Source organism: Protofrankia sp. BMG5.30, assembly GCF_001983005.1.
Classification (GTDB): domain Bacteria; phylum Actinomycetota; class Actinomycetes; order Frankiales; family Frankiaceae; genus Protofrankia; species Protofrankia coriariae.
The window spans coordinates 242441-269374 of sequence record NZ_MOME01000005.1 but is presented as its reverse complement, the minus strand read 5'-3'; the positions used below and the strand labels follow the sequence as shown (position 1 = coordinate 269374).

Here is a 26934-nt window from a genome sequence, read left to right as displayed (position 1 = left end):
CAGTCCTGGATGCCGTGCCGGCAGGCCCGATACACCGGGCGGGCCGGCCAGCCGTCATGGCCCGGCCCTGACTCCGGCTTCAGGGCGCCCAAATGATCACATCACCCCTCGGTGGAACGCTGCGTTGTCCGCGCTGCGGCACTCCCGCCGTTCCCGGCGGACGGTTCTGTTTCCACTGCGGGCTGCCGTTGCAGACCGAAAACGGCATGGGCGCCGACGAGGGCGCCGAACGCCGGGTCGTCACCGTCCTGTTCGGCGACCTCTCGGACTTCACCGCATGGGCGGAGGATCTGGATCCCGAACGGGTCGGCGAGGTCACCGACCGGGTGCTCGCCGCCCTGGCCCGTGACGTCGCCGAGGTCGGCGGCCGGGTCGACAACCTCACCGGTGACGGCATCATGGCCGTGTTCGGCGCGCCGACCGCGCACGAGGACGACCCGGAACGAGCCGTGCGCGCCGCCGCCGCCATGCAGGAGACCGTCCGCCGCCTCGTCACCGACGAAGCCGGCGGCGGACGCCACCTCGGCCTGCGCGTCGGGATCAACACCGGGGAGGTGCTGGCCGGCGTCCAGGCGTCACTGACCTACACGGTGATCGGCGACACGGTGAACACCGCCGCCCGGCTGTCGGACGCCGCCGCGGTGGGCGCCGTGTACGCGGGCCACGACACCATGATCGCCACGACCTCGGTGGCGACCTGGCGCCGGCTGGCCCCGCTGAAGCTCAAGGGCAAACGCGAGCCGGTCCCCACCTACGAGCTGGTCAGCCTGCGGCCGTCCAACGTCGCCCGGCCTGGACACGGCGACGACGCGCCGTTCACCGGGCGCGACCAGGACCTCGCGGTGCTCGAATCCGCCTTCCGGGACGTCGTCGCRCACAGTCAGCCACGGACGGTCGTCATCACCGGTGAGGCCGGCATCGGCAAGACCCGGATAGCGGTGGAACTGGCCCGCCGGGCGGGCGCGCAGCAGGACGCGAGGGTGCTGTGGGGCCGCACGGTCCGCCACGGTGACGGCCGGGACCTCGCCCCGCTCATGGACATCGTGCGGACCGCCTGCGGGGTCGGGGAGGGTGACAGTCCGGACCGGGTCGCCGAACGGGTACGGCGCACGGTCAGCCGGCTGGAGCACCCGGCGGCGCGCACCCGCATCCCCGGCGGGGTGGCCGACAAGCTGCTCGCCCTGCTGGGCGTGCCGCCGGAGGGCCGCTCGACGGTGGCTCCGGACATCCCGCCGGGAGACCCGGCCGGGCGGGAGAACCCGGCCGACGATCCCGCCGTCCGGGCCGTCGACGCGATCGTCGACGACGTGGCCGTGCTGCTTGGCGGCCTGTCCAACGACGGGCCGCTGGTCATCGTCCTGGACGACCTGGAATGGGCGACGACCGCGCTGTGGCAGGGGCTGCGGCGTTTCGCCAGCAGGCTGCGCGGGCCGGTACTTCTGATCATGCTTGACCGCGAGGTCCCGTCGCTGGCCGGGCTGCCCAACGCCGAGTCGCTCGCGCTCGCCCCGCTGGCGGAGGCCGCCTCGGCCAGCCTGCTGCGCGACTATCTCGGCGGCGCCGAACTGGACGAGACCGCCCGGGCCGCCCTGCTCGCGCGGGTCCACGGCAACCCGTTCTTCCTCACCGAGCTGCTGAACCTGCTGGTGGACCGGGGCATCCTGCACCGCGGCGACCTGCACCGCGGCGACGCGGCCGGCGCAACAGCCGCCGGAGCCGGCACAGATACCGGCACCGGCGCGGCGGGAACGGAGCCGGTGCCCGGCGCCACGCCGAACGGCGCCGCCCCGGGCACGGACCTGGCCTCGGAGATACTGCGCTACCCGGCCGGCACCCAGCAGTGCAGTTGGGTGCTTGAGGGATCCCTGCCCGAGACCACGCTGCCGGCCGGTGTGCAGTCGGTGCTGGCCGCCCGTATCGACGATCTCGACCCGATCGCGAAGGCCGTCCTGCGTTCGGCGTCGGTGCTCGGCAGCCGGTTCCCCGCGGACGCGCTGCCCGCGCTGGAGGACCGTCGGGGGGAGCAGGTGCACCGGGCGCTGGCAACCCTCACCGAACGCCAACTCCTGCGGGCCCCGCATCCCGGGGAGCCGATGTGGACGTTCGTGCACCCGATGGCCCGGGACGTCGCCTACGCCGGCCTGCCCAAGGTGGAGCGGGCCCGCCGGCATGCCGCGGCGGCCCAGTGGGGGGTGGAGTTCCTCAGCGGCTCCGAGGCGGAGGTCGCGGCCTTCGTCGGCCACCATGCCGAACGGGCCCACGACCTCGCGGCATCGATGGCGCTCGCGCCCACCGATCCCGCCTGGTCGGCGCGGGAGCCCGGGTTCCACGCCCTGGTCCGGGTCGCCCGCTCGGCGCTCGCCCGCGACGACCACCGCAGCGCCAGCGATCTGATCACCAGTGCCCGCCGGCTCGGCCGGGGGGTCGTGAGCGAACTCGACGATCTGGGCGCGGTCGTGCTGCACGCCGAGGCCCTGGCGTCGCTGCGCCGGCTGGACGAGGCCGAGCGCGTCCTGCGGCCCGCGCTGCGGGTCACCACACCTGAGCTGCGGGCGGCGGCGTACCGCATCCTCGGCGACCTGCGGCACAAGCAGGGCCGGGACGACGAGGCCTCGACCGCGCTCGTCACCGCGCTCGAGGAGGCCCAGCGCGCCGGCAGCGACCGGGTGGTCGCCGCCACCCTGCGCCAGCTCGGCCTGCTGGAGTACGCCGCCGGCCGGGTGCGCCACGCCGAGAAGCGGTTCACCGACGCGCTGGCCCTCGCCCGCCGGGTCGGTGATCCCAGAGGGGTCGGCTGGGCCCTCCAGCACCTTGCCTGGAGCGCGACCACCCGGGGGGACTACCCACGTGCCCAGGAGTACCTCCGGGACGCCTCCGAGGTCTTCAGACGGCTGGACGACACCGGCGGGCTGGGCTGGTGCGCGGGAACCGAGGCGCTGGTCTGGCTGCTGTCCGGCCAGCTCAGCCGGGCCCGCCGGCTCGCCCGCGACCTGATCGAGATGGCCGGGTCGCTGGGCGAGGTGTGGGGCCTGGCCGTGTGCCTGACGATCGACGCGGTCGCCGCCGCCGAACTCGGGGACATCGCCGAGGCCGAGGCAGAGGCAGAACGGGCTGCGGAGCTGTTCGAGGCGACCGGGGACACCTGGGGTGTCGCGCTCACCCTCGTGGCCCGGGGTCTGGCCGCGCGCGGCGCCGGCGATCCCGAGCGCGGAGCGGCTCACCTGCACAACGCCCAGGCCGCCGCCGACCAGGGCGGCCATGCCGTCGTCGGCGCGCTCGCCATGGTGCTGCTGGGGCTCACCCGGCTCGACGCCGGGCTTCTCGACGAGGCCGAGCAGGCCGCGGACCTGGCCATGCGGGCGCTGGACAGCCTCGAGCTGCAGCCCCACGCCCAGCTCGGCGCCAAGGTGCTGGCCGCCCAGGTCGCGCGGGCCAGAGGCCGTCTGCAGGAGGCGATCCAGCTGCTGGAGACGGCACTGGCCGCCGGTGAGCCGGCCACCCTGCTCTTCCCGCGTCGCCAGGCGTACGCGCATCTGGCCGGCACCCTCCTCGATGCCGGCCGGCCGGCCGAGGCGCTGGCGGTGGCCCGGCGCGCGGTCGAGGTGGGCGCCGAGGACGTCCGCGCCCAGGTACTGGCGTGGCGGGCACTGGGTACCGTGCTGGTCGCGAGCGGCAAACCGGCCGAGGGCCGGGCCGCGTACGAGAAGGCACTGGCCGCCGCGACCGCGACGGAGGCGGTGAGCGAGGCCGCGCAGACCCGCCGGCTGCTGTCCGCGATTCCCGACGGCCCGAAACCGGTGGGCCCGAAACCGGTGAACCTGCCGGGTGTCGCCGACGTCCGGGTGACCCGCCCGGCGACGGGCGGCCTGCCGGCGCCGGGCGCCACGCCTTCGACGGTGGCGTCGACCGCGCCGTCCGCGGCGGGGTCCTCCACCGCATCGTCGGCGGGCGCGCCAACCGTGCCGTCCCTGGCGGAGCCGACCACACAGGCGTGAGCGCACGGGTGTGACAGCGCGCGACAACCGCGCGCAGCTACCGGGTGCAGGGGTAGCCGGTAGTCGAGGGGCCAGGTAGCCGCGCGGGTACGGCGCGGCGGGTCAGGTATGTCGCCACGGGTGTGGCACAGGCACGGTCGCGCGGGCGTGGCGGCGGATGCGCGGGCGTGGCGGCACGCGTGACAGCGGCCGGGATCCGGCGGCGTGGAGCCGGCCCGGCGAAGAAAAATCCTCATGACGTGAAGGCAGGTCCTGACCGGCACGCCAGGCGTACCTGGAGTGCCGGTCAGGACCTGCTGGGACGGGAGTCAGCCAGCCTGTGCCCCCTCAGGCCGGAACCAAGGGGCGTCTCCCGGCGGATCCCCGGTCGCGTGGGCCGAACGCGCCCGCGTCGACCGGCGTCCGCCGGCTACGCCCTACCGGGCGCGGCGGGCGAGCCGCTCCCGATCGAGCAGCACCACCGCGCGGGAGTCCAGCCGCAGCCAACCGCGGGTCGCGAAGTCCGCGAGCGCCTTGTTGACCGTCTCCCGGGAGGCCCCGACCAGCTGGGCGAGTTCCTCCTGGGTCAGGCCGTGCTCGACTCGGACCCCGGCCGCATCGTTGCCCGGCTGGGCCGGCTCACCGAAGCGCTCGGCGAGGTCGAGAAGGGCCTTGGCCACCCGTCCCGGCACGTCGGTGAACACCATGTCGGCCATGGAGTCGTTGGTCCGCCGCAGGCGTTGGGCCAGCACCCGCAGCAGCAGCGACGCCGCTTCGGGTCGGGTCGCCAGCCACGGGCGCAACGCGGTGTGCTCCAGGGACACCAGTGACGCGTCGGTCACCGCGGTCGCGCTGGCCGTGCGGGGCCCCGGATCGAACAGCGAGAGTTCCCCGAAGAGGTCTCCGGGCCCCATCACCATGAGGAGGTTCTCGCGTCCGTCCGAGGCGGCACGGCCAATCTTGACCTTTCCAGCAAGGATCACGAAGACGCGGTCTCCGGTTTCACCTTCCCGAAACAGAACGTCGCCTCGGGTAACATTCTGACGTTCCAAGTGATCGTTAAGAGCCTGCCGGTCCTGTTCGGACAGGCCGGCAAACATGGGAACACGGGCAAGCAGATCGTCCACGGCGTCCGAGCATGYCAGGAGTAGCGCCAAAGGGCACGACCTGGAAGCCGAAAGAGRCTGTCGGGTCTTGAACAGGTCGGGCGAATCCGGGTATTTCCGGCCCGGCCGACCGGCTCGGGAGAGCTCCCGTCAACCCCCGGCCCGAGCCTGTGGACAGAAGGCCACATACGGATCGAAGCGATTAATAACTCTGCGTAGTCACAAGCACGAGAGGACACCCGCGGGCCCGCACCTGGGCCCGGCCGTCGCGGGCCACCCCAACCCGGMCGTCATGTTGCCCGGTGTTTACCCGGGGCCGACCGCCGCAGACGGCGGCGGTAACGCTCCAGGGCGGCCGGAAAGCCCTGGGAGACGAACGTGTTCACCTCGTCGGGGCGGGCGTTGTCAAGGAAGCCCTCCAGGCCCTGGCCCGAGTCGGCCATGCGCAGGGGACGCTCCACCCGCTCCATGGCGAGCAACAGGCCGAGAAGCAGGAGCGGGAACGAGATCGCGGCAATCAGAAACATGGCGGGCACCATGGTGAGGGACAACTCTGTGTAACTAACACGCGGGGTCAGGATTAGGTGATGCGACGTTGGACACATCCGGCATCCCGGCTGRAGAACGCGATGATCCGGTCACCGGATACCCTGTGAACGTGTCCACCCTCGCCGACGCCGCCACCGAAAGCCCGCTGGCGCGGACACGGCGAGCCCGGAAGATCGTCCGCATACTCGGCGAGCTCCACCCGGACGCACGGATCGCGCTCAACTTCGGCAATCCCCTCGAGCTTCTCGCCGCCACCGTCCTGTCCGCCCAGTGCACCGACAAGAAGGTCAACGAGGTAACCCCGACGCTGTTCGCGAAGTACCGCACCGCCGACGACTACGCCGCCGCCGACCGGGCGGAACTCGAGGCCATCCTGCGGCCGACCGGTTTCTTCCGGGCCAAGGCGAACTCGCTCATCGGGATCGGCGCCGCCCTGGCCGACCGTTTCGACGGGAACGTACCCCCGCGCCTCGACGACCTGGTCACCCTGCCCGGGGTCGGCCGCAAGACCGCCAACGTCGTGCTCGGGCACATCTTCGACCAGCCTGGCATCACGGTCGACACACACGTCGGACGGCTCTCGCGCCGGCTCGGGCTCACCACCAACACCGACCCGGTCAGGGTCGAGAGCGACCTCGCCAAGCTGCTCGAACGGCGCGACTACACGATCGCCTCCGACCGGCTCATCTTCCACGGCCGGAGGGTCTGCCACGCCCGGCGGCCGGCGTGCGGCGTGTGCGGCATCGCCCGCCTGTGCCCGTCGTTCGGCCTCGGCGTGACCACGCCGGCACAGGCCGCCCGGCTGGTCCGCGCCGACGCCGAAGCGGCCAGGTGAGCACAGCCACGCAGCCCGACAGCCCGGACGATCTCGACGGGCTGGCCGAAGCCGACAGTCCGGCGCAGTCCCCCGTCCTGGCGGGAGAGCCGGGAGAGCACAGCCCGGCCGGAGACCACGGTCTGGCGGGGGCCCGCGGCCCGGCTGGGGTCGGCAGCCTGGTCGGCCCGGCTGGCCCGGCCCGAACGGGCAGTCCAGCCGGAACAGGTAGCCAGGCTGAAGCGGCCAACCCGGTCGAGGCCGGCGTGCCCACCTGGCTCACGGGCCTGGCGGCAGCCCTGCGCACCGCCCGTCCCGACCAGCTTTCCTGGACCAGGCTGCACGCGGCCGACGGGCGTCCCGCGGCCGTCCTCATGCTGATCGGCGACGGCCCGCAGGGGCCTGACATCCTGCTCATCGAACGCGCGGCGAGCCTGCGCAGCCATGCCGGCCAGTCGGCCTTCCCGGGCGGGGCGACCGACCCCACCGACACCTCCCCGGCCACGACCGCGCTGCGGGAGGCCAGGGAGGAGGTTGGCCTCGACCCTGCCGGCGTGCGGATCCTGGCCACCGGACCCGCCCTCTACATACCGCCGAGCCACTTCCTGGTGACGCCGGTGCTGGGATGGTGGCACACGCCGTGCCCGGTCGCGCCGGTGGACCCGAGCGAGACGTCCACGGTCGTCCGAGTACCGATCACCCACCTGGCCGACCCGGCGAACCGGCTGCAGGTCCGCCATCGCAGGACGGGTGTGCTGGGGCCGGCCTTCCGCGTCCAGGAGATGTTCGTCTGGGGCTTCACCGGTGGGCTGATCGACGCGCTGCTGCGGCTGGGCGGCTGGGAGCGCCCCTGGCTGCCCACCGAACAGGTMGAGTCACCGGTGACGGGCACCCCGCCGGCACCCGCGGCGGACACCCTGCCGGCGTCCACCGGCCTCGGCCGGACGCCGGGGTCGACGGGCGGCCCGGGATGAGTCAGGCGGACACACACGCAGCGTTACAACCGCCCGTGGAGAGCGCCGGAAGCGCAGGGTGGCTCCGGGCGAGTCACCCTGCGGGCGGTACCGTCAGCCCGGCCGGTGACCCGTCGGGACCTCGGCCCGCTCGACGGACTTCGGCCCGCCGGACGGGCTTTGCGGGCCGAAGTCCCCGGTGCTCCCCGCGATCCACCCAGCTCCACGGACAGATCGATGACAGATCCGCGCCCGGCCCGGACACCAGGGACGACAGTGTCCTGAACAGACGCTCGTCGGCGAAGGGCGACAAGGACCGGAGGCAGCAATGAGCGTAATGACCGGCCCGGGTACCCTCCCGGGCCTGGCGCCCAGCGCCGACAGGCCGTGTCGCCGTCGAACGGCCCGCCCGGCCACGCCGACCGCCACCCTCACGTTCTCTCTCGCCCTCGTCCTCCTCGTCCTCGGGCTCGGGCTCAGCGGCTGCGGAAGCGACACGCCGGCCAGTTCACCCTCGGCCGCCGCCACCGCCACACCAAAGATCGAAAATGACGTTCAGGTCTTCGACGTGGTCGGCACCGCCTCTCTTGAGTTCTCGCCCTCGACCCTGACAGCCCGGCCCGGGAAGATCAGGGTAAATCTGACGGTGCCGGCGGGCTCCGCCCCGCACAACTTCGTGATCCCGGAGATCCCCGAGGCCCGTACCAGCGTCGCTTCGGCGGGCACATCACAGTCGGTCACGTTCACCATCGACAAACCGGGCAGTTACTCGTTCCTCTGCACGATCCATCCGAACATGCACGGCACGCTGACGGTCGGCTAGCGGATACCGGGCAGCCGAAGATGTTCGACATTCTTGACCTCGTCCTGGTCATCGCTGTGATCATTTTTGCTGTGTCCGGCTACCGGCAGGGCTTCGTGGTCGGGGCGCTGTCCTTCATCGGGTTCCTCGGCGGCRGTGTCCTCGGCGCGCACATCGCGACACCGTTCGCGGAAATGATCAATGCGGAGTCGCAGGGCCCCATCGTCGGCATTCTCGTCGTCCTCGGCCTCGCCCTGATCGGGCAGATCGCCGCCACCGCGCTCGGCGCGGCCCTGCGCGACAGGCTCACCTGGCGGCCGGGTCAGACCGTCGACGCGGTGGCCGGCGCGGTGCTCTCCGGTATCTCGGTGCTGCTCGTGGCATGGCTGCTGGCAACGGCGGTCGACCGGTCCCCGTTCACCACCCTCGCCGAGCACGTCCGCCGCTCCGAAGTCCTGCGGACCGTTGACGCGGCCATGCCGAACACCGTGCGCGACGCCTTCGCCGACCTGCGCAGACTCGTCGACCAGAACGGCTTCCCCGAGGTCTTCGCCGGCCTCGGCGGGGGGCAGATCGTGCCGATCGAACCGCCCGACACCACGGCCGACAACACCCAGGCCGTGCAGACCGCGGCAGCCAGCATCCTGAAGATCCGCGGGATCGCGCCGTCGTGTTCCAAGCGGGTCGAAGGCACCGGTTTCGTCTACGCGACGGAACGGGTGATGACGAACGCCCACGTTGTCGCCGGGGTGACCCGACCCCAGGTCGAGGTCGGCAACAGCACCCTGCCGGCCAGGGTCGTGGTGTTCGACCCCGACACCGACATCGCCGTCCTCTACGTGCCCGGGCTGCGCCAGACACCGCTGTCCTTCCAGAACGACCCGCCCGGCCGGGCTGGAGACGACGCGATCGTCGCCGGATATCCCCAGGACGGCCCGTACACGACCGCGCCGGCCCGCATCCGCAACCGCCAGACCGCCAGGGCCCCGAACATCTACTCCCAGGGCACGGTGCTGCGTGACATTTACGCTGTCCGTGGGCAGGTGCTGCCGGGCAACTCCGGTGGGCCGTTGCTGTCCGAACAGGGCACCGTCTACGGCGTGGTGTTCGCCGCCGCCACGAACGACTCGGACACCGGGTACGTGCTGACCAGCGCCGAGGTGGACGACCTGGCCGCCGCCGGTCAGGCCACGAGCACCGCCGTCAGCACCCGCAGCTGTGACTGACCAGGAACCGCGACCGACCCGAAGCTGTGGCCGACCCGAAGCTGTGGCCGGACGGAGAGCCCGTCACTGCGTCAGCCAGGAGAGGATCTCGTTGGTGACGACGTCCGGGGCCTCCTCCGGGAGGAAGTGACCGACTCCGTCCAGCAGCTTCCACTCGTAGCGACCGCTGACGTAGCGTCCTGAGCCCTGCGCGGTGGACGGGAGCATGAACCTGTCGAGGCGCCCGTGCAGCTGCAGGGTGGGGGCGGCCACCGAGCGGCGCAACGCGGCGGCGAAACGGGCCCCGTCCGGCCGGAACAGCGACCGGAAAACCCACCGGTGGTACTCCAGTGAGCTGTGCGCGACCCCTGGAATTCGGATCGCCTCCCGATAGCGGGCCTCCGTCTCGGCGTCGGGGTAGCCCGGGCCGCCCCATGCCCGCAGCACCTCACCGACATAGGCCGCGTCGTCGGCGACCAGCAGCCGCTCCGGGCGCCACGGCAGCTGGAAGGTGATCAGATGCCGGCCGGCGACACCCTGCCCACGCAGGTCCGCCAGCATCTCGTGCCGGGTCCGCAGCGGATGCGGCATGGACAGCACCACCAGCCCGCGCACGAGCCGGGGGCACAGCGCCGCGGTCGTCCAGCCGGCCAGGCCGCCCCAGTCGTGCCCGACGATCACAGCATCCCGTTCACCGAGGGCCCGTACCAGCCCGGCGACGTCGTCGGACAGGGTGAAGGCGTCGTAGCCTCGCGGAGGCTTGTCGCTGGCCCCGTAGCCGCGCAGGTCGGCGGCGACCACCCGGTAGCCGGCGGCGGCGATCCCGGTGAGCTGATGGCGCCAGCCCCACCAGAACTGGGGGAATCCGTGCAGCAGCAGCACCAGCGGGCCCTCGCCGAGTTCGGCCACGTGCAGCCGGGTGCCGTTCGCGGACACGTCACGGTGACGCCACGGGCCATCCACAAGGACGACGCCGGGTTCGGGAACGGCAGCCTCCATCACACGTCAGCATGACAGACGACCGGTTCGGGGCAGCATGCCCGCCGTGCCAGGTGGGCCCAGGATGTCCGCTGGAACGCGTCAGCGGACCGGTTCGACGGGCCGGCCCACCTTCGACCGGTCCGCCTTTGACGAGCCGACTCACCGGCTCGACCGACAAGCCGGCTCGACGAGCGGTTCAGCGAACGGGGACGGTGTCCTCCCGGTGGCTGAGCGGGTGCCCGTCGGAGCGGTGCGCGCTGGCGTGGTTCGCACCGGGGGTGATCGCCGTCGGATGCTTCAGCCACGCGATGTCGTCCCTGACCGTCTGCAGCGTGCGCTCCGGGGGCGACAGCTTCTTCAGACGGGTGGCCGCGAGCAGGGCCAACAGGGATGCGATGAGCACAAAGAGCAGGGCCGTGAGGAAGTACGACCAGAAACGCTCCACCCCGGCCCAGGTGAACAGCTCACCAAGCCCGATCGTGATCGCGATCAGCGCGCCGAACCCGAGGCCGGCCGCGCCGGCCAGGAGCCCGGCACCGAGCCCGGCGGACACGGCCTGTTTCGACAGCTCCGCCTTCGCCAGGTTGATCTCCTGTCGGACGAGTAGGGATATGTCCCGTGTCGCGACGGCGACAAGCTCACCGAGCGTCGCCTCCCGACCGGTTGAGCGGTCCTGTGTAGGGGTCGGCACCGTTGATCCTCCTTCTGGGCACGGGCTGTCCTCCACCGAACATGGACGCGGCTACCGCTTGGCGCTGGGCACAGCGTCACGGGCCGCCTGACAGCGTCCAGGTCACCACATGGTGCCCGATGGCAACAGCCCAACACATCCACCGCTCATCCATGGTCGTCAAGCACGGTTGCGGAACATCCGAGACGGCTGTCGGCCTCCCTGTGGTCCGCGGTTCCCGAGCCGGCGACATCCGGGATCAGTACCGCCTCCGGGCTTCCGAAGCGTTCGCTTCAGAAGCGTTCTCTGCGCAGTCTGCCGCGTCCGGCGTCAGCGCGCGGCCCGGATATGTTGTGATGCCCGTACCCGGCCGGTTCGGGCCGTCCCGACCGGGCCTGATGGACACCGGCGGGCATGACGACCGGACGACGATCATGCCCATCCGTCCCTGGCCGGAACCGGCCGGCGGATGTTTCCGTCTGCCCTGTGTCCCCGTCCCCATCCGTCCCCTGGCCGGGACCGGCCTCATGCTGGCGACCCGCGGTAGGTCGGCAGCATGCCCGTACGTGACCGGATGTCCGTCCGGAGGTGACCCGGTAGCGTACGGACAATGACCGCAGCCRTCGGGTCGGATCCGTTCGCCCTGCTCACCGCCCTACCGGGCGTTCACGACGCGGTCACCGCGGCCCGGTCGTCCGTCGACGCCCTGCTGCGCCACCGGGTCATGCGTCGCGGCAGCGCCGCGGTGACGACCGAGGTGTCGCTGCGGGCCGCGCGGGCGTCAGCGGCCCTGGAAGGTCACGACGTCGGGCTGGAGGCCCTGCGCGCGCACCTGAATCGCGCTCTTCCAGCGGCGTCCGGATCTGCTTCGGCTGAGGGCTCCGCCGCCGCCGACGACGGGAACGAGGCGACCGGCGGGCAGCCGGGCGACGAACCCTCCCGCGGCATGGCGGGCACCACCGGGACTTTCGACATCGACGCCACGCTCGGCGCGATCCGGCTTTACGCCGAGTTGGGGACGCTGCGCGGCGCCTGGGAACGAGCCCCGCGACAGGCACTCGCCCGGATGCACGTGCTTGTCGCCCGCGGCCTCGTCGCGGACATCGATCTTGGACGGCCAAGAGGACGGGAGCGCCCCGTCTCGTCCGCGGACCTCTCACCCGCGGGCGCTTCACCCACGGACGTCGACCGCGCCGGTCGACCGGCTGCTTCCGGTTCCGCCGGCCAGGTGATTTCCGGCGGCTCGCCCGCCGCAGCGCCCGTCGTGGGAACGGGTGTCGCGACCGCCGTGGATCCGGCGGACCCCCTCGGCCTGGGGCCAGTACCCTCGCCTGCCGAGACCGCCGCGCGGCTGGGCGGACTCACCGAGCTGTTGTTGGCCCGGACTTCCGCGCCGGCGATCATCGTGGCCGCGATCGTGGAAGGCGAACTACTGACCATCCGCCCGTTCGGCACGTTCGACGGGATCATCGCCCGGGCCGCCGGACGACTGGTACTCATCAGCCGTGGTCTCGACCCGAAAGCCGTGACCGCGACGGAGGTGGGCCACGTCGAATCCGGCAGGATCATCACCAGCGCGACAGCTACCAGCGACGTGACCACCGCTGATACAACCACCAGTAATATGACCTCCGGTAATGCGCCCACCGGCGCCTAYGCCGAAGCCGCCCGCGCTTACGCCGGAGCGGGCGCCGAAGGCGTCGGCCAGTGGATCATTTATTATGCCCGCGCGTTGGAGCTGGGTGCCCGCGAATCCCTGGCCATCTGCGAGGCCGTCGCCCGGGCGAACTAAGAGTCTCGGAGCCTCGTGGCCGCGCCCTCCTTACCTGATCGAAAAATATGATCAATCCTGGGTCAACCATGCGACCAGCATAAATAGCTTAAAGTAATGTAAATTACATACAGTTACGTAGCTCGGGTCGCCCCTGCCAGACGTTCGATCACACGGCCCCGCGCCCGGACGGTCACCCAGCATCAGGCGACATCTGCTACGGACGACTCCCAGGCCGGCGGCATCGTGCTCGCTCTTCCGCACTCGGGCCACCAAGTCGTACCCGAGCCACGCCTTCGCCTCGGTGACAATCCTACTACGATCCGGCCACCGAGCCGACAGCCCGCCTCAACAAACTAGCGGATCGGCATCGGCGGGCTGCCGATGCCCTCGGGCGTGGATCGATCATTTCCGATCCGAAAAACCCTTTATTAAAACATATCCAGGGCCTGTGGAGAACGAAGTATCCACAGGCCCGATGTGCGTCATGGTGGACGTCCGTTCCCGCTATCCGACGGCTCCCGCCACCCGACGACGGAAGGGCCCTGCCATGACATCCGCACCGCCCGTTCCCATTCCCGCCCCCGAATCCGGGCCGACCACCCGGCCGCTGGTCGTCACCGACGAACCGCCGCTGCTCGACGATCTCCTACGGCTCGCCGCGACGGCCGGAGTGACCGTGGACGCCGTCGCCGACGCCGACCTCGCCCGCCGGTACTGGAACAGCGCCCCGCTCATCCTCGTCGGGGCCGACCGGGTGCCGTCCTGCGTCGCGCTCGGGCTCCCCCGACGGCCGGGCATCGTGCTGGTCAGCTCCGACCTCGACGACGGCGGGGTGTGGGAGGCCGCCGTCCGGCTCGGCGCCGAGCACGTCGCCTTCCTGCCCGACGCGGAGGACTGGCTGATCGGCATCTTCGTCGACGCCACCGAGCCGGACCAGCGGTACGGCACCGTGGTCGGCGTGGTGGGCGGCCGTGGCGGCGCGGGGGCCACCAGTCTCGCGATCGCGCTGACTCTCGCGTCCCTGCGCCGTGGCTGCGACACGGTCCTGGTGGACGCCGACCCGCTCGGCGGCGGCATCGACCTCGCCCTCGGCATCGAGGAGCGGCCCGGGATGCGCTGGCCGGATCTGGTGTCCGCCCACGGCCGGCTGCCACGCCGGGCACTGACCGGGACCCTGCCCTCCCTCGGAGAGCTCCCCGTGCTCTCCTGGGACAGGACAAGCCAGACGACGATCACACCATCCGTCATGACCTCGGCCCTGACCGGCGCCCGACGCGGGAACGATCTCCTGGTGGTCGACCTTCCCCGGTTTCCCGACCTGACCGCTGCCGTGGCCATGCAGATGGCCGAGCTCATCCTCGTGGTCGTGCCGGCCGAGGTCCGCGCGGTCGCCGCCGCCGGCCGGGTGTGCGACACGGTCAACCGGTACTGCGCCGACGTTCGCGTGGTCGTGCGGCTGCCAGGTCCGGCCAGACTGCAGGCCGACGTCGTCTCCGACGCGCTCGGGCTGCCGGTGGCCGGGATTCTGCGACACGACCAGGGTCTCGCCTCCGGGCTGGAACGGGGCGAACCGCCGGGCGGCCGGCGCCGCAGCTCGCTGGCCCGGGTCAGCGGCCAGATCCTCGACGACCTCGGCCTGGCCCGTTCGGACGTGGCAGCGTGAACGGGCGTTCCGCCGCCGAGCGCTCCGCGCCCGGGGCCGAGCCGCACCGCTCCCACGATCACGCCACCGGCCAGCGGAGGGGACCGGAACACTCCTCAGCACCACCGGCCGCCATCCCCGCCGGCGCCGCGGACACCCCGCGCCCCGACGAAGATCTGCTGGCCGGGATCCGTCGGCGGCTGGTCGACTCCGATGGCGCGATGACGCCCGCACGCATCGCGGCGGCTGTCCGAGCCGAAACCGGCCCCGCCGACGGTGACTCGCTGGATCTCTACCGGTCGCTGGAGTCCGAGCTTGTCGGCGCCGGCCCGCTCGAGCCGCTGCTGGCCGACCCCTTCGTCACCGACGTCCTGGTCAACGGGCCGGCGGAGGTCTGGGTGGACCGCGGCAGCGGCCTCCAACGGTGCGGGATCACCTTCCCCGACGACGACGCGGTACGCCGGCTCGCCGTCCGGCTGGCCGCCGCGACCGGCCGGCGCCTGGACGCCGCGACCCCGTTCACCGACGCGCGCCTCGGCGACGGCACCCGCCTGCACGCCGTGCTCGCGCCTGTCGCGGTCACAGGTACCTGCCTGTCCCTGCGGATCCCGCGACCGCGTCCGTTCACCCTGGAAGATCTCGTATCGACCGGTACGGCCGCCCCCGCTATGGCCGAGGTGCTGGACGCGCTCGTGCGGGGCCGGCTGGCCACCCTGGTCACCGGCGGCACCGGTTCGGGCAAGACGACCATGATGGGCGCGCTGCTGGGGCGGGTCGACCCCGCCGACCGAGTCGTGATCGTGGAGGACACCGCCGAGCTCGTCGTGGACCTGGCGCACGCCGTCCGTCTGGAGTCCCGGCCGCCGAACATCGAGGGTGCGGGCGGTATCGACCTGCGGGATCTGGTACGTCAGGCACTGCGGATGCGGCCTGATCGGATCGTCGTCGGTGAGGTCCGTGGCGCCGAGGTCGTGGATCTCCTGGTCGCGCTCAACACCGGCCACGAGGGCGGGCTGAGCACGGTGCACGCAAACGCGGCGGCCGATCTGCCGGCCCGGATGGAGGCGCTTGCCGCGCTCGCGGGCCTGGACCGGGCGGCCCTGCACAGCCAGCTCGCCTCGGCGGTGCAGGCCATCGTCCACATCAGGCGGGATCATGACGGAATTCGCCGGTTGAGCGAGATCGGCGTGCTCTTCCGCGACCAGAGCGGGCTTGTGCATGTCCTGGACGCTCTGCGCCTACGTCGGCGTCCGCCGTCACGTGGCCCTCGAGAGGCTGGGAACGGCCACGGCCGCGGAGACGAAGGCAGTTACCTGGACGCTTCCCAGGTCGTCGTGGGCGGGGCCGGGGCGCAGATTCTCGACCGGATGCTCGCCGAGCGTGGCGGGCCGCGCCCCGACCTGCTCCGCGCCGCCACCGGCGGTCGGTGATGCTGGCCGTGGCACTTGCCGCCGGCTGCTGCGCCGGTGCCGCGGCACTGGCCGCCGGGCCGATCGGGCGACGCCTGCCCCGGGTCCGTGTGGCGGCCACGACACGGCCGGAGCGGACCCGGCAGGGCCGCGGAACCGGTGATACGTCAGGCCGCGCCCCGAACGCGCCGGGTCACCGACTGACACGATCGGTTACCCGGCTGGCCGGCCGATCCTGGCTGTCCGTGGCGGTCGCGCTGGTGGGGACGGCCGTTGTCGGTGTGCTTGTGGGCCCGGTGGCCGCCGGCACGGGCGTCGTCTGCGCCGTGACGTTCCGACGGGCTCTGCGGCGCGCCGCGGACCGACGGTGGCGCGGTAGGCAGCGGGCAGGCGCGGAGGAGATCATCGCTGCGCTCGCCACCGAGCTCGAGGCCGGCCGGCGGCCCGACGAAGCCCTGCGGGCGGCCGTCGACGACGCTGCCAGCGAGGCGGGCAGACCCTGCGAACCCGGCGCATCCGGCGAACCTGTCGCGCCTGGTCACGGCCGCCGGAGTGCGGCCGGCAGGGGCGGACGCATGCACGACCCGCTGGCGCTGCGCATCGCGCTCGCCCGCCGGACGGACCCGGCCGTCGCGCTCGCGGCGTGTGAAGCGTCGACGTTGCGTCAGCTTGCGGCCGCATGGCGGGTGAGCCAGCACGCCGGTATCCCGTTGGCTCCGCTGGCGAACAGGCTCGCCGCCGTCGTGCGTGCCGAGCGTGAGCGGGACGGCGAGGTCGCCACGGCGCTCGCCGGGCCGCGGGCCTCCGGGCGGCTGGTCGCGTCCCTGCCCGTCGCCGGGATCGCGCTTGGCGTGCTGCTCGGTGTCTCGCCGCTGACGGTTCTTCTGGGTACTCGGGCCGGGGCGCTCTGTCTGGTCGTCGGTCTGGCGCTCGACCTCGCCGGTCTGGCCTGGATCAACCGGCTCACCGAGGTGGCCGATAACCGCGACGCAGGAATGCGCGATCGCAAGGAAGCCGCTTACTCCCAACCACCACAAGGGCCGTCCCGATGACTGTCCAACCGCCGCGGCAGCCGTCGATCGTCGACGGGCCGCCGCACACCTCKCTCGCGCTCACCGCCGGAACGCTGGCCTTCTCCCACCGTGAGATCCTGCTCACCGTTGCCACACTGTGTATGGCGTCAGCATCCTGGCTGACAGGAACAACGACACCACGTGACCATGTACGACGTCGTGTCGCCACCTTCCGCCCGCTTTCCGGTACGACCGCCGTATCGATGCGGTGCTCCCTCGAACAGCGGGCAGCGGACGCGGGGGCGGTGGRCACCGGCCGTACGTCCACAGGTCTGACAGCCGGTGGGCACATGACCGGTGGATGGCGTCCGAACGTGAGCGGATCGACTCTGCGACGAGCCGCTTTCAGCGCGGCAGCCGGCCTCGGGCCCGCTGTGATCCTGCCCGTCCCGGTGGGCGTGACCGTCGGGATCATCGTGGGCATGATCGCGGCCCGTCTGCTGGCCTCCATACCGGATCGGGACGCCCAGCGCCGGCAGGCACGTCTCGTCGAGGATCTGCCGCTGGCTCTCGACCTGATCGCGGCCTGCCTGACTGCTGGTGCGCCCATCGTGGCAGCTCTGGACATCGTGGCCAGCGCTGTCGGCGGCCCGCTCGGAGCGGAACTGGGCATGGTCAGCCGCAGCCTGCGTCTCGGTGCGTCCATGGCGGAAGCCTGCGGCCGGCTGCTCGRCCCCGAGCCGAGTTCCTCGAGGCCTGCGGCGAAACGGTGRACCAGGCTCGTCCCGGCCGGGCCCGCCCCGGGCGGTTTCGGCCGACCGACGGCCACGGCGGAGGCCCACGAGATCGCGGCGTTCGCACGGGCGCTGCACCGCAGCGAGGAGTCCGGCGCCCGCCTGGCCGCGGCCCTGGGACGGCTGGCGGACCAGACCCGCGCCAGACGGCAGGAACGCGCGTTGACCGCGGCTCGCCGGGCGGGAGTCACCGCCGTGGCACCACTCGGCCTGTGTTTCCTGCCCGCCTTCGTCGCGCTCGGGGTCGTACCGGTCGTGATGGGAGCCGGCTCGGCCCTGACACTGCCATGACCATTGCTCCGATGGCCGTGTCACCAGGCCGCCGCTGCTCCGCTCGCGCAGGCCGCCCGGGCCTCGAAAAACTTCCGAGGCCAACCACAAGAAAGGGCAGGAACGAAGCCGAAGAGACGACTGCCGCAACCAACCCGCTCCTGTCCGACCCCAGAACACTACTGCTCTCGTATCAGGCAAGTGGCAGCCGGCTGGCCTGTGGACAACAGCGGGTTTTCCACAGGACGGCATCCGCTCTCGCCAGAATCGCTGTCAACGCCCCATCATCAAGGAAAGCGAAGCTCCCTGCCCCGCCTACGAGCTGGCATCCACCGCATGCCGGTAACCGAACTGGAGGCCGCCTGCCATGACCCCGCCCCGATCATCGAGAATGCCTCCCGTCATACATTCTCTCGTCATCCGGTGGACGATACTGCTGATCGTAGCGTTCACGCGGTCGACGACCGATACCTCGCGCCGGCAGCTGACCAGCACCCGGGCGGTGTCGGCCACGGCCCGGTCCGACAGAARGAACGACGCGGGAATGTCGACCGCCGAGTACGCGGTCGGCAYGGTCGCCGCGGTCGGGTTCGCCGCCGTCCTGTATGCGGTGATCAACAGTTCGGCGACCAGGACGATGCTTGCCAACCTGGTCAAGCAGGCGCTGTCCGTCCCCTTCTGACAGGCGGGCCGAGCCAGTGTGTGGCCTGCGGATCCTCGGTCGTGGCACGAGCCGCGACCGAGGGCGAAGAACCTCCGACGGCGGCCAGGCAACAGCCGAACTGGCGGTCGCGATACCGTCCCTGATCCTTGTCCTGCTGATCGCGATCTGGGTCGTCAGCGCCGTGTCGGTGCAGGCGCGGTGTGCGGAAGCGGCGCGCATCGGCGCCCGGGCCGCCGCCCGCGGAGAAACCGACGAAATGGTCCGCACCTGGGCCGGGCGGGCTGCTCCCCAGGGCTCCACGATTTCCGTCAGCCATGCCATGGATTCCGTCATCGTCCAGGTCAGATTTCAGGCCCGGGCCACCGGGGTACTGGCAGGACTTGCTCCTCCGATCGAGATCACCATGTCCTCCACCGCACCCGCGGAGGCAGCGGAAAACATCACACAGGACTTCACAACCAGCAGTCAGTGAACACAGAAAAGAAATTTTGAATATGCGTCACAAATGGTTGCAGAAAATATTTTCACACCAAGCCAACAAGCCCTCCGGAAGCACTCTTCGGCTGTCTGGCAGCATAGACGCACAGCACGCCTCCGGTATTACGGACGCAGGTTCGGCCACCATACTCACACTTTCCACGTTTCTGGTTCTGGGGACGTTCACCGGCGTTGTTCTGGCGGTCTCGGCAACCGCTGTCTGCCGCGGGCGGGCCGCGGGCGCGGCAGACATGGCGGCGCTCGCGGCCGCGGGTGATTCCTCTGGCGATCCGGCCGTCATGTGCGGGCGGGCGCGCGCCATCGGGCTTGCGAACCACGGCCGCCTCCTGTCGTGCACGATCTCAGAGGACACCGTCGAGGTCGCGGTGGCCGTCGAACTCCCGGGAGCGCTCGCCGCCCTCGGGCCGCTCGTCGCCAGGGCCCGCGCCGGCCCGACGAACAGCGTCTCCAGCGGGGGAAGCCACGAYGAAGGAAGCCACGGTACGGAAGGCGCATCGTGGGTCCCGTCGGCGGCCGCCATCCCCACGGTGCCGATGCGCTCACCGGCTGTTCGATCAGCTCGGATCGAGCCGGCACAGAACGGCGTCGAGCAGCCGGCGGGCGGCCGGCTTGTCCAGGGGCTCGTTGCCGTTCCCGCACTTCGGCGACTGCACGCACGACGGGCAGCCGGCCACGCACTCGCAGGCCGCTATCACGTCCCGGGTCGCACGCAGCCACGGCCCGCCACGCAGAAAGCCGCGCTCGGCGAAACCCGCGCCGCCCGGATAGCCGTCATAGACGAACACCGTGGTGAGGGAGGTGTCCGGATGCAGCGCGGTCGACACTCCCCCGATGTCCCACCGGTCGCAGGTCGCGAACAACGGGAGGATGCCGATCGCCGCGTGCTCGGCCGCGTGGACGGCACCGGGGACGGCGTCATCGTCGATCTCCGCCTCGGCCAGCAGCCCCTCGGCCACCGTGTACCAGACCGCCCGCGTGCGCAGATGCCGCGCGGGAAGATCCAGCGCCTCATCACCGATCACTCGTCCGCTGCCGGTCTGACGCCGCTGGTAGGACACCACCTGGCTGCTGACTTCGACCGTTCCCAGGTGGAGCTCGACATCGCCGGCGATACGGGAGCGGATCGACTCCACCACCCGGATGTCGGTGTCCTCCCGGGCCACCGTCGTCCAGTCCGGTGTGGCTGCCTCCACGAGCGCGACCGCCGCGTCCAGATCGAACTCGAGGACCAGGTAGGAGCCGCCCTGATGCAGGTAGACGGCGCCGCGGTGCACCGTCGAGTGCGACGTGGCGGCGTCCACCGTGCCGAGCAGACGGCCAGTGGACGCCTCGACGATCCGTACCGGCGGTCCGCCGACACCGCGGATGTCCACCTCCGGGCGGTGGCGGTGCGTCCAGTACCAGCCCGCGGGCCGTCGCCTCAGCCGGCCGCGGCGTACCAGGTCGTCGACCGTGGGACGAGCCAGCGGCCCGAAAAGATCGAGATCGTCCTCGGTCAGCGGCAGTTCCGCGGCCGCGCACTCCAGATGCGGGCCAAGCACGTAGGGATTGTCGGGATCGAGCACGGTCGCCTCGACCGGCCGGCCGAACACGGCCTCGGGATGATGCACGAGATACGTGTCGAGAGGATCGTCCCGGGCGACCATGACGGCGAGAGCTCCCGCGCCGTCTCGACCGGCCCGGCCGGCCTGCTGCCAGAGCGAGGCCAGCGTGCCCGGATAGCCGGTGATCACGGTCACGTCCAGCCCGGTGATGTCGACACCCAGTTCGAGCGCGTTCGTCGCGGCGACGCCGAGCAGCCGCCCCGACCTCAGGTCCGCTTCCAACGCCCGGCGTTCTTCGGGCAGGTAGCCCGCGCGGTAGGCCGCAACCCGCTCCACGAGGTCCGCCGACACCTCGGACAACGCCCTGCGCGCCGACTGCGCGATCACTTCCGCGCCCCTGCGCGACCGCACGAACACGAGCGTGCGCACGCCATCGGCCACAAGATCCGCGAGCAGGTCCGCTGCCTCGGCGGTCGCCGAGCGACGGACCGGTGTGCCGCCAGGGCCGTGAACCGGGGGGTCCGGTGGCTGCGCCTCGACGGCCACGGGCGCCCCCGATGCCCATCCAGTCGATGTTTCCGCTGGTTGGGACTTCGCCGGTTGGAGCGATGTGGGCTCCGTTTCCGCGCGGGCGGCAGGCCCGGCGGAAACCAGGTCGGCGGAAACCGGGTCAGAGGTGGTCGGATCGGCGGGGAACGGGTCGGATACGGCCGCTCCGGCGGAGAGCGGCCTGGAAACGGCCGGGCCGGGATACGGCGGAGCCGACGGTGGCCGGGCCGATGGTTCGGATGGCGGGACCGATGGTTCGGGCGAGGAGCCGAACGAGGAGGACGTCTGCCACGCATGTGCCTGCCATGGATACGACAGGGGTGGTTCGTACAGTGCGAAGCTCATCGCGCCTCTCGGGGAGGCGTCCTCCTCGACCGCCCGCACGTCGAGCCCGGTCAGGCGGCCGGCGGCATTCGCCGGCTCCGACACCGTTGCCGAGGCCAGGATGAACACCGGCGCCGAACCGTACCGGGCGCACACCCGCCRTAGCCTCCGCAGGACGTGCGCGACGTGGGAACCAAAGACACCCCGATAACCGTGGCACTCGTCGACCACCACGTACCGAAGGCCCCGGAGAAAGGTGGTCCACCGCCGATGAGAAGGCAGTATGCCCCGATGCAGCATGTCGGGGTTGGTCAGCACGAACGTGGCGTGGGCACGGACCCAGTCGCGTTCGTACGCCGGCGTGTCGCCGTCGTACGTGGCGGCGCGCACCCCTGTCAGCGTGAGCGCGCGAACCGCGCGGAGCTGGTCGTTGGCCAGTGCCTTGGTGGGAGCGAGATAGAGCGCGCGAGCGGGCGGTTCGGCCAGCAGGACGCTGAGCACCGGCATGAGGTATCCCAGCGACTTACCCGACGCCGTGCCTGTCGCGAGCACCACGCTGCGGCCGGCGTGAGCATGTTCGGCGGCACGCGCCTGGTGTGTCCACGGTGCGTCGATACCGGCGGCGCGCAGCCGGGAAACGAGTACGGAATCCGCCCAGGCGGGCCAGGGCTCCCGGCTGCCGGCTCTGGCGGGGACACGCTGCACATGTGTGATGCAACAGCTACGACGGGCGTCTGCCCGCAGCCGGTCGAGAACAGCCGCACCACGATCCGGCGCACCCGGCTCTGGTGCGCTGGCCCGGACCGAGGTTGTGCCCACGGTGGCCCAGCGTAGGCGAGGATGCCGGACGGATGCCCTGGTCCCCGCAGGATTCGCCCGCCTCCGACGGGCGGTCGCGGGGTGCGGCGGCCGGCGAGGCACGAACCGGGCGCCACCGGGGCCGTGGCTACGAACCCCTGCGGCGCATGGGTAGCCTGCTGTGTCGCGGCGAGCCGGATTGATCCGGGCGTGGGAGGGTAGTGCCGCCGTGATGTCGGCCGTCCGGCCGGACGGCTGTGAAGCAGACGCAAGGAGGACCTGTGGACCTGTCCCTCACTACCCGCACGGAAGGGGACTTCACGATCGTCGTCGTAGGCGGCGAGATTGACGTCTACACCGCCCCGAAGCTGCGGGAACAACTGATCGATCTCGTATCAGGCGGTTCGTACCATCTCGTCGTCGACATGGAAGGGGTCGAGTTCCTCGACTCGACCGGCCTCGGGGTACTTGTCGGCGGCCTCAAGCGAGTCCGGGCGCACGAGGGGACGCTGCGGCTAGTCTGCACCCAGGAACGGATACTGAAAATCTTCCRGATCACCGGTCTGACGAAGGTCTTCCCGATCCACGCGTCCGTCGAAGAAGCACTCGCAGCCAAGGACTGAAGGACCAAAGGCAGCGCGATCGTGATTCGATCACGCCCAGGGCTCCTGCCGTATCCGAGGTTCCCACCGGATCGGCGCGGAGGGCCTGGAAGCCGATCCGGAGGATCCGACAGGCTCAGGCCCATGGGTCGCCGGATGGTCAGTTCCATCGAGAGACAGGTCATCGACGTATGTCCACCGTCGAGTTGCGCTTCGCGGCTCTTCCCGGACACGTCCGAACGGCCCGGATGATCGCAGCCGCGGTCAGCCGGCGTTCGGGCGTGCCGGAGGAGATCCTTGACGAGATCAAACTTGCGGTCGGCGAGGCATGTGCCCGAGCCGTCAGCGTCAACCGCCGGTTCGACCCACAGGCTCCCGTGATCGTCCGGGTCAGTGACGGCGATGGTGCGTTCACGGTGTCGGTGGCCGACCGCGGGCCGCGGGAACGCGATGTTCCGCCCACAAGACGCGACGTCTCACCCCTGAACGGCCGTGGGCGGGCCGACACGCCCGGATCACCCGACAGTCGTCACACGCTGACCAACGCGGCTTCCCCTTCCCTCTCCCTCTCCCCACCCACCGTCGCCGGGCCGGCGGCAGCCGAGCCGATGGTTGCCGACCCACTGGCTGCCCAGCCGCTGGCCGCCCAGCCGGTCGTCGCCGAGCCCACGGTTGTCAGCCCGGTCGCATCCGGAAACGGCATCTGGCGGCCGGACGAGGAGGAGCCGTGCTCCCCGGCAGCCCCGGGACTCGGTCTCGCCCTGATCGAAGGCCTGGTCGACGACTTCACCATCACCACGCGGACCGACCGGACCGGCATGATCGTCACGATGCGCTGGGCGACGGAGCCGTTGGAGGGGAAACCAGCCGCACCGGTCATGGCTCTCTAGACAGCACGCAGCCAGCACGCTGGCGCCGATGCCGTCCCGGTCGCCCGGCGGCGGCCGCACGCGGGCCATCGCAGCCGGCACGTCGCCGCTGACGCGTCGGTACCGAACACGTCAGCCGCCGCGTCAACACCGATGTGTCGACACCTGTACGCCAGCCCGGACAGGACGACACGGACGGAATGGGYCGAAAGCCGGCCATCGAGATGAACAAGGACACCGAGCATCCACGGTAAATCCCTCAAAGCACAATTTTTACCGGACCTTGTCAACGAAAGAACGAGCGCATGTTACGGCCGTGTGGATAGACTGCCGCATCACTCGGTCGATCAGACCGCGTGCGCGATGTCTGGAGTGCTCCCCGTGGTACCGAACGGAGAATCGGGAGAACGCGGGCCAACGCGTTGGTCGCCGCACGATGGCGCGACGGCGGGACGGGCGGTAGCCCGGATCCGTCCCAGCCGGCAGTCATGCCGGCGTCGCACCCGCTTCGCCGGCCCGCGCCGACTTGRCGTCCTCCCACGCCGCAGCGGCAACCTCGACGACGTCGTCAGATGCGATGTCCGGCCGTGCTCGCCCGCCGGCTCCCGCAACCGGCACGGGGTGGACGCGGAGGGTGCACAGACCTGACCGGGAGGGCCCATGGTCCTGATCCAAGCCGCGGCGGGTACGAATCCCGGCGGCGCTGCCATCGAACTTGGCGCAGGTCAGATCGGGTTGGTCGCCGGGGTGGCGGCCGTGGCGGCGCTGGCGCTGGTGGTGGCCGGCTATCTGGTCCGCGAGGTGCTCGCGGCCGACCAGGGAAGCCCACGAATGGTCGAGGTCGCCCGCGCCGTCCAGGAAGGAGCCRCAGCCTACCTACGCCGGCAGTTCACCACGGTGGCCGGTTTCGTGCTAGTGATCCCGTTCGTTCTGCTGCTGCTGCCCGCGGAGTCCACCGCCTCCCGGGTCGGCCGGTCGCTCTTCTTCGTCCTCGGAGCCGTCTTCTCCGCGCTGGTGGGCTTCGTCGGCATGTCGCTGGCCACCCGGGCGAACTCCCGGACCGCAGCCGCGGCCATCCGGGTCGGGGAACGCGCCGCCATGCGGATCGCCTTCCGCACCGGGGGTGTGGTGGGAATGTTCACCGTCGGCCTGGGCCTGCTCGGCGCGGCGGTCGTGGTACTCGCCTTCCGGGACACAGCCCCGCAGGTCCTGGAGGGGTTCGGGTTCGGCGCTGCGCTGCTTGCGATGTTCATGCGAGTCGGCGGCGGCATCTTCACCAAGGCCGCGGACGTCGGCGCCGACCTCGTCGGCAAGATCGAACAGGGTATTCCCGAGGACGATCCGCGCAATGCGGCCACCATCGCCGACAACGTCGGGGACAATGTCGGAGACTGCGCCGGGATGGCCGCGGACCTGTTCGAGTCCTATGCCGTGACGCTGGTGGCCGCGCTGATCCTCGGCGTGAAGGCGTTCGGCGAGAACGGGCTGATCTTCCCGCTGCTGATCCCGGCCGTCGGCGTGCTCACCGCGATTGTCGGTATTCTCTCGGTCGCGCCGCGCACCGGTGACCGCAACGRCATGGCAGCGATCAACCGGGGGTTCTTCCTGTCCGCGGTGATCTCTGCCGTCKGGGTCGTCATCGTCTCGCTCGTCTACCTTCCCAGCAGTTTCTCCGGATTCCCCGGGATGGCGGACAGTACCCAGAGCGGTGACCCACGGTTCATCGCGATCACCGCGGTTCTGATCGGCATCGTGCTGGCCGCGGCGATCCAGCTGCTCACCGGCTACTTCACCGAGACCAGCCGCAGGCCGGTCCAGGACATCGTGAAAGCGTCCACCACCGGCCCCGCAACCAACATCCTCTCCGGCATCGGGGTCGGCCTGGAATCGGCTGTCTACTCGGCGTTGCTCATCAGCGCGGCCGTCTTCGGCGCGTACCTGCTCGGGTCCGGGAGCGTCACCGTCGCGCTGTTCGCCGTGGCGCTGGCCKGCACCGGTCTGCTGACGACGGTCGGCGTCATCGTCTCGATGGACACTTTCGGGCCGGTCAGCGACAACGCCCAGGGCATCGCCGAGATGTCCGGCGACACCGGAACGACCGACGTGGCAGGCGGTGCGGAAGCGACCGGCGCCAAGACCGGGGCCGCGATCCTCACCTCCCTCGACGCCGTCGGGAACACCACCAAGGCGATCACGAAGGGTATCGCGATCGCCACCGCGGTGCTGGCCGCCACCGCCCTGTTCGGGTCGTTCACGGACGCGGTGAACGAGGCGCTCGTCGACGCCGGCCGAACCGTGGCGTCGTCGCGCACGCTCGACATCGCCTATCCCGACGCCCTGGTCGGGCTGGTCATCGGCGCGGCGGTCGTGTTCCTGTTCTCCGGGCTCGCGATCAACGCGGTCGGTCGCGCCGCCGGTCGGGTCGTGCTCGAGGTACGCAACCAGTTCCGGACGAAGCCCGGCATCATGGATGGGACGGAACGACCCGACTACGGCGCCGTCGTCGACATCTGCACCCGTGACTCACTGCGGGAACTGATCACCCCGGGGACGCTGGCGGTTCTCGCTCCGATCGCGGTCGGTTTCGGGCTGGGCTACCCGCCGCTGGGTGCCTACCTTGCCGGGGCGATCGCCGGCGGCGTCCTCATGGCGGTCTTCCTCGCCAACTCCGGTGGCGCCTGGGACAACGCGAAGAAACTCGTCGAGGACGGCAACTACGGCGGCAAAGGGTCGGACACACATGCGGCGACCGTCATCGGGGACACCGTCGGTGACCCCTTCAAGGACACCGCCGGGCCGTCGATCAACCCTTTGATCAAGGTGATGAACCTGGTCAGCCTCTTGATCGCGCCTTCGGTGGTGAAGTACTCGGTCGGTGACGACGAAAACACACCGCTACGGATAGCGATAGCACTTGTGGCCGTCGCGGCGATCATCGCCGTGATCGTCTACTCCAGGCGGCGGGCCTCCGCGCTCACCGTCGCGCCTCCGGTAGCCGAACAGCGCCCGGCCGGCAGGACGAAGGCCGGCGTGTGACAGCGCTGCCGATGACCGGTCACCCTGCCGCTACCCGTCCGGCCCCGGGCAGGCGGGCTCGGCTGCCCGGGGCCGGAGCCGCCCACGAGGAGAC

At 71.2% G+C, this 26934-nt stretch carries 21 protein-coding genes and 1 pseudogene; 16 read left to right on the top strand and 6 right to left on the bottom strand.

Translation table 11 applies throughout. From position 1 onward, the window contains the following. The first annotated feature begins 92 nt into the window (after positions 1-92). Complete coding sequence (locus BL254_RS02850; protein WP_076842431.1) at positions 93-3995, top strand: tetratricopeptide repeat protein; 3903 nt, start codon at positions 93-95, stop codon at positions 3993-3995. Positions 3996-4411: 416 nt separating this feature from the next. Here BL254_RS02850 and BL254_RS02845 read toward each other — a convergent pair whose 3' ends face one another. Both BL254_RS02845 and BL254_RS02840 read right to left on the bottom strand, forming a co-directional pair. Then, a complete protein-coding gene (locus BL254_RS02845; RefSeq protein ID WP_076842430.1) occupies positions 4412-5101 on the bottom strand; it encodes a Crp/Fnr family transcriptional regulator in 690 nt (229 codons plus the stop codon). A gap of 269 nt (positions 5102-5370) precedes the next feature. Beyond that, positions 5371-5607, bottom strand: a complete 237-nt coding sequence (locus BL254_RS02840; RefSeq protein WP_076842429.1) for a hypothetical protein — start codon at positions 5605-5607, stop codon at positions 5371-5373. A gap of 131 nt (positions 5608-5738) precedes the next feature. Between BL254_RS02840 and nth the strand changes: the two genes are divergently transcribed. The 4 genes from nth to BL254_RS02820 all read left to right on the top strand — a co-directional run bounded on the left by nth (position 5739) and on the right by BL254_RS02820 (position 9424). After that, on the top strand, positions 5739-6464 hold the full coding sequence (gene nth / locus BL254_RS02835; RefSeq protein ID WP_043607334.1) for an endonuclease III: 726 nt from the start codon (positions 5739-5741) through the stop codon (positions 6462-6464). After that, complete coding sequence (locus tag BL254_RS02830; RefSeq protein WP_235433353.1) at positions 6461-7417, top strand: NUDIX domain-containing protein; 957 nt, start codon at positions 6461-6463, stop codon at positions 7415-7417. Before nth ends, BL254_RS02830 begins: the two co-directional genes overlap by 4 nt. Before the next feature lie 307 nt (positions 7418-7724). After that, entirely contained in the window at positions 7725-8219 is a 495-nt protein-coding gene (locus BL254_RS02825; protein ID WP_047222091.1) for a cupredoxin domain-containing protein, read from the top strand. Between the two features lie 20 nt (positions 8220-8239). After that, positions 8240-9424 carry a MarP family serine protease gene (locus tag BL254_RS02820; protein WP_076842428.1) on the top strand — a complete coding sequence of 395 codons (1185 nt, stop codon included), beginning with the start codon at positions 8240-8242 and terminating at the stop codon, positions 9422-9424. Between the two features lie 63 nt (positions 9425-9487). Here the strand turns inward: BL254_RS02820 and BL254_RS02815 are convergent, their stop codons facing one another. Together BL254_RS02815 and BL254_RS02810 are read right to left on the bottom strand one after the other, a co-directional pair. Continuing rightward, positions 9488-10402, bottom strand: coding sequence for an alpha/beta fold hydrolase (locus tag BL254_RS02815; protein ID WP_047222093.1), 915 nt, complete (start codon positions 10400-10402; stop codon positions 9488-9490). Between the two features lie 178 nt (positions 10403-10580). Beyond that, on the bottom strand, positions 10581-11075 hold the full coding sequence (locus BL254_RS02810; protein WP_047222094.1) for a phage holin family protein: 495 nt from the start codon (positions 11073-11075) through the stop codon (positions 10581-10583). 589 nt (positions 11076-11664) lie between these two features. On the opposite strand from BL254_RS02810, the gene BL254_RS02805 reads away from it, so the two are divergent. From BL254_RS02805 to BL254_RS29225, 8 genes and pseudogenes are all read left to right on the top strand, one after another. Beyond that, a complete protein-coding gene (locus BL254_RS02805) occupies positions 11665-12846 on the top strand; it encodes a hypothetical protein (protein ID WP_076842427.1) in 1182 nt (393 codons plus the stop codon). A gap of 529 nt (positions 12847-13375) precedes the next feature. Continuing rightward, the gene (gene ssd / locus BL254_RS02800; RefSeq protein WP_047222097.1) at positions 13376-14491 is read left to right on the top strand and encodes a septum site-determining protein Ssd; all 1116 of its coding nucleotides are present in this window, start codon (positions 13376-13378) and stop codon (positions 14489-14491) included. Continuing rightward, complete coding sequence (locus tag BL254_RS02795; protein WP_076842426.1) at positions 14488-15900, top strand: TadA family conjugal transfer-associated ATPase; 1413 nt, start codon at positions 14488-14490, stop codon at positions 15898-15900. Before ssd ends, BL254_RS02795 begins: the two co-directional genes overlap by 4 nt. A gap of 224 nt (positions 15901-16124) precedes the next feature. Further along, on the top strand, positions 16125-16931 hold the full coding sequence (locus BL254_RS02790; protein ID WP_139342152.1) for a type II secretion system F family protein: 807 nt from the start codon (positions 16125-16127) through the stop codon (positions 16929-16931). A 335-nt stretch (positions 16932-17266) separates the two neighbouring features. Next, a complete protein-coding gene (locus BL254_RS02785; RefSeq protein WP_175648270.1) occupies positions 17267-17977 on the top strand; it encodes a type II secretion system F family protein in 711 nt (236 codons plus the stop codon). A 346-nt stretch (positions 17978-18323) separates the two neighbouring features. Further along, positions 18324-18638: a DUF4244 domain-containing protein gene (locus BL254_RS28925; protein ID WP_371389861.1), complete on the top strand. Its 315-nt coding sequence runs from the start codon at positions 18324-18326 to the stop codon at positions 18636-18638. A gap of 16 nt (positions 18639-18654) precedes the next feature. Then, complete coding sequence (locus BL254_RS02775) at positions 18655-19092, top strand: TadE family type IV pilus minor pilin (protein WP_052914380.1); 438 nt, start codon at positions 18655-18657, stop codon at positions 19090-19092. Between the two features lie 22 nt (positions 19093-19114). After that, positions 19115-19492: pseudogene (locus BL254_RS29225) on the top strand (Rv3654c family TadE-like protein); the annotation flags it as partial. On the opposite strand, the gene BL254_RS28920 reads toward BL254_RS29225, so the two are convergent. Both BL254_RS28920 and BL254_RS02765 read right to left on the bottom strand, forming a co-directional pair. Further along, positions 19460-19582 carry a hypothetical protein gene (locus BL254_RS28920; protein ID WP_256386218.1) on the bottom strand — a complete coding sequence of 41 codons (123 nt, stop codon included), beginning with the start codon at positions 19580-19582 and terminating at the stop codon, positions 19460-19462. The pseudogene BL254_RS29225 and the gene BL254_RS28920 overlap by 33 nt on opposite strands. A 90-nt stretch (positions 19583-19672) precedes the next feature. Further along, positions 19673-22354 (bottom strand): DEAD/DEAH box helicase, encoded by a 2682-nt coding sequence (locus BL254_RS02765; RefSeq protein WP_083730784.1) that lies wholly within the window; start codon positions 22352-22354, stop codon positions 19673-19675. Positions 22355-22614: 260 nt separating this feature from the next. On the opposite strand from BL254_RS02765, the gene BL254_RS02760 reads away from it, so the two are divergent. The 3 genes from BL254_RS02760 (at position 22615) to BL254_RS02750 (ending at position 26840) form a co-directional block, all read left to right on the top strand. Next, positions 22615-22956 carry an anti-sigma factor antagonist gene (locus tag BL254_RS02760; RefSeq protein ID WP_076842423.1) on the top strand — a complete coding sequence of 114 codons (342 nt, stop codon included), beginning with the start codon at positions 22615-22617 and terminating at the stop codon, positions 22954-22956. A 170-nt stretch (positions 22957-23126) separates the two neighbouring features. Continuing rightward, the gene (locus tag BL254_RS28915) at positions 23127-23825 is read left to right on the top strand and encodes an ATP-binding protein (RefSeq protein WP_047222100.1); all 699 of its coding nucleotides are present in this window, start codon (positions 23127-23129) and stop codon (positions 23823-23825) included. Positions 23826-24464: 639 nt separating this feature from the next. Next, complete coding sequence (locus tag BL254_RS02750) at positions 24465-26840, top strand: sodium-translocating pyrophosphatase (protein ID WP_076842422.1); 2376 nt, start codon at positions 24465-24467, stop codon at positions 26838-26840. Positions 26841-26934 lie beyond the last annotated feature (94 nt).

What these genes read in the sequence shown, in the direction of transcription:
- BL254_RS02825 (WP_047222091.1), top strand. Translation starts at nt 7,725, where the DNA reads ATGAGCGTAATGACCGGCCCGGGTACCCTCCCGGGCCTGGCGCCCAGC.
- BL254_RS28915 (WP_047222100.1), top strand. Translation starts at nt 23,127, where the DNA reads ATGTCCACCGTCGAGTTGCGCTTCGCGGCTCTTCCCGGACACGTCCGA.
- BL254_RS02815 (WP_047222093.1), bottom strand. Translation starts at nt 10,402, where the DNA reads ATGGAGGCTGCCGTTCCCGAACCCGGCGTCGTCCTTGTGGATGGCCCG.
- ssd (WP_047222097.1), top strand. Translation starts at nt 13,376, where the DNA reads ATGACATCCGCACCGCCCGTTCCCATTCCCGCCCCCGAATCCGGGCCG.
- BL254_RS02840 (WP_076842429.1), bottom strand. Translation starts at nt 5,607, where the DNA reads ATGTTTCTGATTGCCGCGATCTCGTTCCCGCTCCTGCTTCTCGGCCTG.